Genomic DNA, 9,334 nt, shown 5'->3' with positions numbered 1-9,334 from the left:
GACGTTGGCGCGTCGGCCTTATCTCGAAACCTTGATCAGATGATTCGGGAAGGTACACCCCTTCCCGTCAGATCCACAGGTTTCGATCATTGCTCCAAGGAGCACCAGATCATGACAAAGGAGTTGTCAGGTGCGTGTGGTCGACGGTTTCCGATCAACACCACAGGAGCAGGATGTGATCACATACGGGCGGCCATGACCAGGCCGGAGCTCAATGGGGGGATCGGCAGTGCTGATGAGCCGTTTCGTTACTGTGGGAACAGGTGTCGCCGTGACACTGGCGGCCATGGCGGTGATGATGCCGGTCGGCGCCGACACCTGCCCGTCGTCCACCACGTGCCCGACGACGGTGACCTTCGCCGTCTCCTCCGGTGACGGGTTGACGATCACCGTGCCCAACGGCCCGGTCAGCATCGGCGGCGCCGAGCCCGGCGGCCTGATCAGCGGCCCGATCGGCACGGTCGCCGTGAGCGACACGCGGGCCGCGCTCTCGGCCACCTGGACCGCGACGGTCTCGGCCACGAGCTTCACCACCGGCGCCGGCACGGCGGCCGAGACCGTGCCGGCCAGCAGTGTCTTCTACTGGTCCGGCCCCGCCACGAACATCTCCGGCGCCCCCGCCGCCGCGTTCGTTCCCGGACAGCCCAACGCCGCGTCCCGGCAGTCGCTGAACAACCCGCGCACCGCGTTCAGCAAGGTCTCGGGCTCCGGCAACAACTCCGCCTCCTGGGTCCCGACCATCGAAGTCGACGTTCCCGCGCAGGCGGTGCAGGGCACCTACACCGGAACGGTGAGCCACTCCGTTGCCTGACCCGCGTATCCGGCGAGCGGCGTCAGCGACGCTGCTCGCCCTCCTCCTCCAGGGGCTCGCCACCGCTCCCGCGGCCCTCGCCGACGGTCCGAAGCGACCGGAGAACGGCACCATCGGCATCAGGCTGGCCGAGATCCCCGCCAGCCGCGTCGACGACCCCCGAGCCCGCAACTACATCGTCGACCACGTCAACCCCGGCGCCACCATCACCCGGCGGGTCGAGGTGACCAGCACCTCGCCGAAACCGGTGCACGCGCAGGTCTACGCGGGCGCCGCCGGCATCAGCAAGGCACGCTTCACCTTCGAGCCGGCCGGCGTCACCAACGAGCTCACCTCGTGGATCACGGTCGACCGGCCCGAGATCGTCCTGAAGCCGCACGGCAGGGAGACGGTGAAGGCCACCATCACCGTGCCGGAGTGGGCCGGCAAGGGAGAGCGCTACGCCGTCATCTGGGCCCAGGTGTCATCCGGGCCCGCGCGCGGGGACAAGAACGTCGCGCTGGTCAACCGCATCGGCATCCGCACGCTGCTCGACGTCGGGCCGGGAGGCGAGCCGCCCACCGACTTCAAGATCGGTGACATCATCCCCCACCGGACCGAGGACGGGCGCCCGCAGATCGTGGCCGAGGTGGCCAACACCGGCGAGCGCGCCATCGACATCGAGGGGCAGATCACGCTCTCCGACGGTCCGAGCGAGCTCAGCGCGGGCCCGTTCCAGGTCGACCGCGGCACGACCCTGGCGCCCGGCGACCGCGGCAACGTCTCGGCGATGCTCGGTGAGGACCTTCCGGAGGGACCGTGGAAGGTCAGCCTCACGCTGCGCAGCGGCCGGGTCGAGCGCACGGCCGACGGCACGCTCACCTTCCCGGCCGCGGCCGGGGGCTGGGGCCTGGCCGCCTCGCTGGACTCGCCCGCGACGCTGGTGCTCACGCTCACCGGGCTGCCGGCCCTGGTCGCCACGGCGATCATCCTCGGGGTGCGGCGCCGGCGGATGCGCCGCCGGATCGCGGACGCCAACCCGCAGGAGAACCTCGTCTGACTGTCGCGCCCCGCCGGCGGAAGATCGACCGACGGAAGATCGGCCGACGGAGGGCCGGCCGTCAGGAGGCCGGCCGTCAGGAGGAGGAGCCGAGGGAGATCGTGTCCGCGACCTCCTCGTGCCGTTCGGTCTCCTCCTCGGCGAAGCGGACCTCGTCGAGCTTGTCGGCGATGTCCTCGTCCTGTTTCATCAGCGCGTCGAGCGACTGCCCCGCCATCTCCAGCACGCCCATGTCCGCGTACGCCTGCTGCAGGCGCGGGCTCCACAGGCCGATGTCCTTGACGCACGGGACGATGCGGCTGAACAGGAGCGAGCGGAACAGGCGGAGATAGTCGGAGTTCTCCGTGGCCCGCATGACGTCCTCGTGCTCCTGCTTCGACAGGCCCAGGTGCTCCCAGCTCTCCGCGCCGCGCAGCCGGTCGCGCATCAGGTAGCAGCCCTCGATGACGAAGTCCTCGCGCTCGCGCAGCTCGGTCTCCGACAGGTTCTTGTAGTAGTCGCGTAGCGCCATCCGCCCGAACGCGACGTGCCTGGCCTCGTCCTGCATGACGTAGGCGAGGATCTGCTTGGGCAGCGGCCTGGTGGTGATGTCGCGCATCACGCCGAACGCGGCCAGCGCCAGCCCTTCGATCAGCACCTGCATGCCGAGATAGGGCATGTCCCAGCGCGAGTCGCTGAGCGTGGAGTCCAGCAGCGCCTTGAGGTGCTGGTTGATGGGGTAGGCCAGACCCACCTTGTCCTGCAGGAAACGGGCGTAGGTCTCGGCGTGCCTGGCCTCGTCCATCGTCTGGGTGGCAGCGTAGAACTTCGAGTCGAGGTCGGGCACCGACTCCACGATCTTGGCCGAGCAGATCATCGCACCCTGCTCTCCGTGCAGGAACTGGGAGAACTGCCACGCGGCGCCGTGCAACCGGACGTCCTTGCGCTGCTGCTCGCTCAGCTTGTGCCACAAGGGGGTGTCATAGATGGCGATCGTCTGGTCGGAGATGCCGAGCACGTTGTACGGGTCGACCTCGAGATCCCAGTCGATGCGCTTGGTGGAGTCCCACTGCTTGTCCTTGCCCTTCTGGTACAAGGCGAGCATGCGATCCCGGCCGTCGTCGTACTCCCAGGTGAACTTGCTGGTGCCGGCCATCTCCACGTCCCAGGTGGAGAGCTCGGCGGGGATCGTGTAGAGATCGTGCGTCGACATCTGACCTCCGCAGGGGGGTTACGTACACCGTACGTCTCTTGGAGGCTTGCACGTACGCCGTACACGCGTCAATAGGTCAGCCGCCGCCCCCACGGGGCGCTCTTATACTCCAGGAGGCGGCGGAACTCGCCCCGCCGCGGCCGGAGCCTCCCAGGCGATCGCCGCGGATCACGTTTCTTCGCGCCCGAGGAGTTCGATGGCCACGGAGCCCCTGTCCAGGGCGCGCATCATCGCGGCGGCGATCGACCTCATCGAGCGCGAGGGGGCCGACGCGGTGTCCATGCGGCGCATCGCGGCCGAGCTGGGGTTCGGCGTGATGTCGCTCTACAACCACGTGCCCAACAAGGACGCGCTGCTCAACGGCGTCGCCGAGACCGTGCTGAGCGAGATCGAGTTCACCGACGACCCCGACGCCCACTGGACCGACAGGGTGCGGATGCAGGCGCGCGCGTTCCGGCAGATCGCCCACGGCCATCCCCGCTCCACCATGCTGGTCGTCAGCCGCCAGCTGCGCTCGACCGCCGGGCTGCTGCCGGTCGAGCGGGCGCTGGCCACGCTGCGCAGCGCCGGGTTCGACGGGGTGCACGCGGTCCGGGTGCTGCGGATGTTCATCGCCTTCATCGTGGGGTCGCTGCTGCGCGAGGTCGGGGTGACGCCCACGTTCGCGCCGGACCATCGGCACACGGTCGAGGAGGTCGACGCCACGTTGTTCCCCGAGGTGAGCGCCCTGTCGTCGCTGCTGCGCAGCTGCGACCACGAGGCCGAGTACGAGTTCGGGGTGGAGCTGCTGATCCAGGCCATCGCCGTGCATCCACAGAGGAGGGAGGGCACCCGGTGAGCCCGGATGCCCTCCGTCCGGGCAGCCGTACCTTCCCCTGTACGGCTGCCGTCAGTACCAGTTGTGCGATCTGAAGTGACCCCAGGCGCCGCACGGGCGGCCGTACCTTCCCTTGATGTAGGTCAGGCCCCAGCGGATCTGGGTCTCCGGATTCGAGCGCCAGTCGCTGCCCGCCCCCTGCATCTTTCCGGCGGGGAGGGCCTGCGGAATGCCGTAGGCGCCTGATGACGAGTTCTGTGCGCGGTGGTTCCAGCCGCTCTCCCTGGTCCACAGATTGTCCAGGCAACGGAACTGCCGGTAGGACCAGGACCTCTGGACGACGTGGTCCAGGGCGATCTTCTTGTTTCTGCTCAACGGCTGCCTGGGGACGACCGCGGGTACGGCGGTGGTCCGCCAGACGCGCTGCTTGACGACGGGGGCCTTCCAGAGTCCCTCATGGATGTGGGGCTCGGACTCGGTCCGGCCCGTCGTCACGGTGTCGATGTGGAGTTCGGACTCGGCCTGGGCCGTCGTCACTGTCCCGCCGAACGCGGTGACCGTCGCCATCACGACGAGTGCGCCGCGCCGAGCGTGTTTGCTGTCCATTGCGATCCTCGCTGTCGGGTCGCGTGCGAACGGGCGCCCGGCTGTCCGGGCGCCCTGCCGGTCCGCGTCCGTGGCTCGGACGTGGAGGGTCCGCGCGGCCGCTCCGGAATCCTGAAACCGCCCGATCTCGCTGGGCGGCCCGGAGGGCTCCGCGACGTGTCCTCTAGCGGGTTTCTATTACGCTCCGTGGCCACCGGTCGCACACTGTGACACGCGGAAGACAGGTGTTTGCCTGATCGTTCGGCACTCGTGGCCGTCTCGCTGGACCGCCGTGGCACGGCCCGGCGGCGGGCAGACCCCGGCTTTGCGGGAAACGGGCGCGCGCCTGGGGTTTGGATCAGTACCAGCGGTGGGATTGAAAATGGCCCCACGCGCGACACGGCGAGCCGTACCTCTTCTTGATGTAACCGAGGCCCCAGGCGATCTGCGTCCTCGGGTTGGTGCGCCAGTCACGGCCCGACGTGGCCATCTTGTGGCCGGGCAGCGCCTGCGGGATGCCGTAGGCGCCGGAGCGGTTGCCGGCGCGGTGGTTCCAGCCACTCTCCCTCGACCAGAGCTTGACCAGGCAGTTGAACTGGCCTTTCGTCCAGCCGCGCTTGGCCGCCATGGGCTTGGCGATGGTCTTGTTCCGGTTGCTCGCCTGGGAGGTCTGCGCCTGTGCGGCCGTCGCCCCGCCTGTCGCCACCAGCGTGGCGGACAGGAGCAGAGCGGATGTACGGCGGAGCATCGGCATGCGGGTTCCCTCTCGAACGGGTTCGGGGACCGCGCCACCTTGCCGGACTTACACCGTTTGTCGCTAATTGACCTTGAAAAAATAGATCGTCACTGAAGATCTCGATATATCCCTGTTCAGGGGTAATGTCGGGTAAATGTGTAAAGCATCACAAAATCGGGGGTGACTCGTTCTGTAGGGTCAGATCATGAGCCTTCGTGACATCCCGGTCCGCACCCTCGCGGACACCCCCACCACGCTCGGCGAGCTGGTCGGCCGGCAGGCCGTCCTGATCGTGAACGTGGCCTCCAAGTGCGGCCTCACCCCGCAGTACAGCGGCCTGGTCAAGCTCCACCAGGAGTACGGCCCGCGCGGCTTCGCCGTGGTCGGCGTGCCCTGCAACCAGTTCATGGGCCAGGAGCCCGGCTCGGCCGAGGAGATCCAGGAGTTCTGCTCGACCACCTACGGCGCCGACTTCCCGCTGCTGGAGAAGTCCGACGTCAACGGCCCCGACCGGCACCCGCTCTACGCCGGCCTGACCGAGACCCCCGACGCCGACGGCCAGGCCGGCGACGTCCAGTGGAACTTCGAGAAGTTCCTCGTCGACCGTGACGGCGCCGTCGTCGCCCGGTTCCGCCCGACCACCACGCCCGAGGACCCGGCCGTCATCGCGGCCATCGAGAAGGTCCTTTGACCCCTCGGCGGGTCAGCGCCGGGGGCCGCAGCTGCCGCGCACGATGAGCTCCGTCGGCAGCACGACGCCGCGCGGCCGGCGGCTCCCCGAGCGCAGCACCAACTCGGCCGCCCGGTAGCCGATGTCGCGCGCCGGCTGGGCGATCACCGTGAGCGGCGGCGCGCACAGCTCCGCCCACGGGACGTCGTCGTACATCACCAGCGACACGTCACGCGGCACCCGGAGGTCGAGCTCGCGGGCGGCGAGCACGGCCGCCTCGCCGAGCACGTTGCCCGCGGCGAGCACGGCCGTCAGGTCGGGGCGGCTCTGGAACAGGCCCGAGGCGGCCGCGTAGGCCGAGTCACGGCTGCCGGTCGCGAACACCACGAGCCCCTCGTCCACGGGCGCGCCCACCGCCTCGCGGAAGGCCGCCACCCGGCGGTCGTGGCCGGGGCCGCCGAGGAACGCGATGCGCCGGTGGCCGAGCCCCCTGAGATAGCGCACCGCCGTACGGATGCCGGCCCGGTCGTCGGCGAGCACGGCGGGCACGTCGGCGGCGCGGGTCACCGGAGCGGGCGCGAGGCCGTCGAGCAGCATGAGGTCGGCGGTGGCGCCGGGATCGCCGTCGTCGCCCGGCGCCTCGGAGGGCAGCCGGTCGGCGAAGACCACGGTCATGCCCGCCTTGACCGCCGGGCCCCACGCGTCGGCGTCGCCCGAGGGCACCGCGATCAGCCGGTCGACGCTCTGCTCCAGCAGCATGCCGATCAGCTCGGCCTCCTGCTCGGGGTCGTCACCCGTGGAACCGACCACGACCGGCTCGCCGGCCGAGCGGGCGCAGGCCAGCACGCCCTCGGCCAGCCGGCCGAAGAGGGAGTCGGTGAGGTCGGGCACGAGCAGTCCGATGCCGCCCGTGCGGCGCTGGCGCAGGTTGCGGCCGAGCGCGCTCGGGCGGTAGTCGAGCTGCGCCGCGACCGCCAGCACCCGCTCCCTGGTACGCGGGCTGGCCGAGCCGCCGGACAGCACCCTGGACACGGTGGCGACTCCGACACCGGCCGCTTTCGCCACGTCCTTGATGGTCGCTCGCTTGGCATCCATGGAAACGATTCCATCATGGTTCCGTGGTTTCCGGAACCCCTGCAGGCCCGAAAGCCCTTGTCCGTACGGGCTATTGACACCAAGGGGCGATTCAGGGTGAGATGCTTGAAAACGTATCCACGAAAGTGGAACCCCCGCACTATATCCGGGCCACCGCCCTGGAGCGTGAAGGACTGACATGGCTTCCATCGTTCTGACCAATGTCGACAAGGTCTACGCCGGTGGCGTGAAGGCCGTGAACGGGCTCAACCTTGAGATCAAGGATGGCGAGTTCATGGTGCTGGTGGGCCCCTCGGGTTGCGGGAAGTCGACCGCGCTCCGCATGATCGCCGGCCTGGAGGACATCAGCGGCGGCGAGATCGCGATCGGCGACAAGGTGGTCAACCACCTGCCTCCCAAGGACCGCGACATCGCGATGGTCTTCCAGAACTACGCGCTCTACCCGCACATGACGGTCGAGGAGAACCTCGCCTTCGGCCTCAAGCTTCGCAAGATGCCCAAGCCGGAGATCCAGAAGCGGGTCAACGAGGCCGCCAAGATGCTGGGCCTGGACACCTACCTCAAGCGCAAGCCGGCCGCCCTGTCCGGTGGTCAGCGCCAGCGTGTCGCGATGGGCCGCGCCATCGTCCGCGAGCCGCAGGCGTTCCTCATGGACGAGCCGCTGTCCAACCTCGACGCCAAGCTCCGCGTCTCCATGCGCGCCTCGCTCAACACGCTGCACGAACGCCTCGGCGTCACGACCGTCTACGTCACCCACGACCAGGTCGAGGCCATGACGCTGGGCGACCGCGTCTGTGTCCTGCGCGACGGCCTGCTCCAGCAGGTCGACACCCCGCAGAACCTGTTCGACAAGCCGGTCAACCTGTTCGTCGCCGGGTTCATGGGCTCGCCGTCGATGAACTTCGTCACGGCCGAGCTGGTCCGCGACGGCGACGCCGCCGTCACCTTCGCCGACATCAAGCTGCCGATCGCCGACTCCACCTTCGCCGACAAGCCGGGCCTCGACCAGTACATCGGCAAGAAGGTCATTCTCGGCATCCGGCCGTCCGACTTCGAGGACGCCGGCTCGGCCGGCAGCCACGCCAACGGCTGGGCCACCCTTCCCGTCAAGGCCGAGGTCACCGAGGAGCTCGGCTCCGAGATCAACGTGCTGTTCCTGATCGACGCCCCGCCCGTCGAGCACAAGGACACCGTCGCCGCCGCCGACACGGGCGACGACGAGGAGGCCGCGCTGCCGCTCGTGGGCGACAAGTCGCTCTGGACCGCGCGCGTCAACGCCCGCAGCCACGTGCGTCCCGGCCAGCACATCGACCTGGTCCTCGACACGCACAACCTGCACTTCTTCGACCCGACCTCGGGCCTGGCCATCGGCCACGAGGCCAACACCGGCGCCTGACCGCGTCCCCGATGCCCGGCCCGAGCCACGCTCGGGCCGCCAGGGCCCTGTCGCGACCCCCTCCCGCGGCGGGGCCCGCCCTTTTGCCCGGACCTTTTGCCCGGACGTTGCCCATCGGGTAGGCCATTCGCCCGGACCTTCGGATGTCGGGTGCCGGTCAGCGGCCGATCCGCGCGGAGACCTTGCCCACGAGCCCGCGCGGCACGAACCGGCCGGCGGCCACCACCGTCTTGTAGAGCAGGCCGGGCACCGACACACGCCTGCCCAGCGCGAGGTCGCGCATGGCCGCGGCGGCCACCTTGTCGGCGTCCAGCCACATGAAGGACGGCATCGCCGACATGTCCATCGAGGCCCGCTGGTGGAACTCGGTCCGCACGAACCCCGGGCACAGTGCCATGATCCTGATGCGCGGGTTTCCGAGCTCGGCCGCGGCCGACTCGCTGAAGTTGACCACCCACGCCTTGGACGCGCTGTAGGTGCCGCGGGTGAAGAAGGCGGCCACGGACGCGACGTTGATCACCGCGCCCCGGTCACGCTTCCTCATGCCCGGCAGCACGGCCAGGGTCAGTCGCAGCACGGCCTCACAGTGCACCTTCAGCATGCGGACCTCGTCCTCGACCGGCACGCCGGGGAACGACTCCGGGTGGCCGAACCCGGCGTTGTTGACCAGCAGGTCGACCCGCTCGCGCAACCGCTCCTCGACCCGGGTCAGCCCCTCCTCGGTGGCGAGGTCGGCGACGAGGGTCTGGACGCTCGTGCCGTACCTGAGCCCCAGCCGGCCGGCGGTCTCGGTCAGCCTGGTCTCGTCACGGGCCACCAGGACGAGGTCGAACCCGTCGGCGGCCAGGCGGCGGGCGAAGGCGGCTCCGATGCCGGAGGTCGCGCCGGTGATCAGTGCGGTAGGCATGCCAGCACCCTAACGGGCCCGAGCGGGCGGACTCGCCTCCCCCGCGAGCCGTCTAAGGTCGATCGGGAAGCGCGGATCAAGCGAGG

Annotated in this window: 10 protein-coding genes; 5 read left to right on the top strand and 5 right to left on the bottom strand. The window is 69.5% G+C overall.

Translation table 11 applies throughout. From position 1 onward, the window contains the following. Positions 1–271: 271 nt before the first annotated feature. Complete coding sequence (locus tag AB0I38_RS13515; protein WP_358466520.1) at positions 272–811, top strand: hypothetical protein; 540 nt, start codon at positions 272–274, stop codon at positions 809–811. Beyond that, positions 804–1,850, top strand: a complete 1,047-nt coding sequence (locus AB0I38_RS13510) for a hypothetical protein (protein WP_358466518.1) — start codon at positions 804–806, stop codon at positions 1,848–1,850. Before AB0I38_RS13515 ends, AB0I38_RS13510 begins: the two co-directional genes overlap by 8 nt. 76 nt (positions 1,851–1,926) lie before the next feature. On the opposite strand, the gene AB0I38_RS13505 is transcribed toward AB0I38_RS13510, so the two are convergent. Beyond that, positions 1,927–3,042 (bottom strand): ferritin-like domain-containing protein, encoded by a 1,116-nt coding sequence (locus AB0I38_RS13505; RefSeq protein ID WP_358466516.1) that lies wholly within the window; start codon positions 3,040–3,042, stop codon positions 1,927–1,929. A 196-nt stretch (positions 3,043–3,238) separates the two neighbouring features. On the opposite strand from AB0I38_RS13505, the gene AB0I38_RS13500 reads away from it, so the two are divergent. Further along, a complete protein-coding gene (locus AB0I38_RS13500) occupies positions 3,239–3,880 on the top strand; it encodes a TetR/AcrR family transcriptional regulator (RefSeq protein WP_358466514.1) in 642 nt (213 codons plus the stop codon). 51 nt (positions 3,881–3,931) lie between these two features. Here AB0I38_RS13500 and AB0I38_RS13495 read toward each other — a convergent pair whose 3' ends face one another. Next, positions 3,932–4,465 carry a transglycosylase SLT domain-containing protein gene (locus tag AB0I38_RS13495; RefSeq protein WP_358466512.1) on the bottom strand — a complete coding sequence of 178 codons (534 nt, stop codon included), beginning with the start codon at positions 4,463–4,465 and terminating at the stop codon, positions 3,932–3,934. A 337-nt stretch (positions 4,466–4,802) separates the two neighbouring features. Beyond that, positions 4,803–5,198 carry a transglycosylase SLT domain-containing protein gene (locus AB0I38_RS13490; RefSeq protein ID WP_358466510.1) on the bottom strand — a complete coding sequence of 132 codons (396 nt, stop codon included), beginning with the start codon at positions 5,196–5,198 and terminating at the stop codon, positions 4,803–4,805. Positions 5,199–5,385: 187 nt separating this feature from the next. On the opposite strand from AB0I38_RS13490, the gene AB0I38_RS13485 reads away from it, so the two are divergent. Then, positions 5,386–5,871 (top strand): glutathione peroxidase, encoded by a 486-nt coding sequence (locus AB0I38_RS13485; protein WP_358466508.1) that lies wholly within the window; start codon positions 5,386–5,388, stop codon positions 5,869–5,871. Positions 5,872–5,883: 12 nt separating this feature from the next. On the opposite strand, the gene AB0I38_RS13480 is transcribed toward AB0I38_RS13485, so the two are convergent. Beyond that, positions 5,884–6,945, bottom strand: a complete 1,062-nt coding sequence (locus AB0I38_RS13480; RefSeq protein WP_358466506.1) for a LacI family DNA-binding transcriptional regulator — start codon at positions 6,943–6,945, stop codon at positions 5,884–5,886. 178 nt (positions 6,946–7,123) lie between these two features. On the opposite strand from AB0I38_RS13480, the gene AB0I38_RS13475 reads away from it, so the two are divergent. Beyond that, positions 7,124–8,341 (top strand): ABC transporter ATP-binding protein, encoded by a 1,218-nt coding sequence (locus tag AB0I38_RS13475; RefSeq protein WP_358466504.1) that lies wholly within the window; start codon positions 7,124–7,126, stop codon positions 8,339–8,341. A gap of 157 nt (positions 8,342–8,498) precedes the next feature. Here the strand turns inward: AB0I38_RS13475 and AB0I38_RS13470 are convergent, their stop codons facing one another. Further along, positions 8,499–9,248 (bottom strand): SDR family NAD(P)-dependent oxidoreductase, encoded by a 750-nt coding sequence (locus tag AB0I38_RS13470; RefSeq protein ID WP_358466502.1) that lies wholly within the window; start codon positions 9,246–9,248, stop codon positions 8,499–8,501. Positions 9,249–9,334: the final 86 nt, after the last annotated feature.

The sequence above is a fragment of the Nonomuraea cavernae genome (assembly GCF_040655715.1).
In the GTDB taxonomy this organism is placed as follows: domain Bacteria; phylum Actinomycetota; class Actinomycetes; order Streptosporangiales; family Streptosporangiaceae; genus Nonomuraea; species Nonomuraea cavernae_A.
The sequence above is the reverse complement of the archived record's forward strand: the minus strand, read 5'-3'. Positions and strand labels throughout refer to the sequence as shown.

Excerpts from the sequence above, each read along its gene's own strand:
- AB0I38_RS13505 (WP_358466516.1), bottom strand. The coding sequence starts at position 3,042 with ATGTCGACGCACGATCTCTACACGATCCCCGCCGAGCTCTCCACCTGG.
- AB0I38_RS13500 (WP_358466514.1), top strand. The coding sequence starts at position 3,239 with ATGGCCACGGAGCCCCTGTCCAGGGCGCGCATCATCGCGGCGGCGATC.
- AB0I38_RS13495 (WP_358466512.1), bottom strand. The coding sequence starts at position 4,465 with ATGGACAGCAAACACGCTCGGCGCGGCGCACTCGTCGTGATGGCGACG.
- AB0I38_RS13490 (WP_358466510.1), bottom strand. The coding sequence starts at position 5,198 with ATGCCGATGCTCCGCCGTACATCCGCTCTGCTCCTGTCCGCCACGCTG.
- AB0I38_RS13485 (WP_358466508.1), top strand. The coding sequence starts at position 5,386 with ATGAGCCTTCGTGACATCCCGGTCCGCACCCTCGCGGACACCCCCACC.
- AB0I38_RS13480 (WP_358466506.1), bottom strand. The coding sequence starts at position 6,945 with ATGGATGCCAAGCGAGCGACCATCAAGGACGTGGCGAAAGCGGCCGGT.
- AB0I38_RS13475 (WP_358466504.1), top strand. The coding sequence starts at position 7,124 with ATGGCTTCCATCGTTCTGACCAATGTCGACAAGGTCTACGCCGGTGGC.
- AB0I38_RS13470 (WP_358466502.1), bottom strand. The coding sequence starts at position 9,248 with ATGCCTACCGCACTGATCACCGGCGCGACCTCCGGCATCGGAGCCGCC.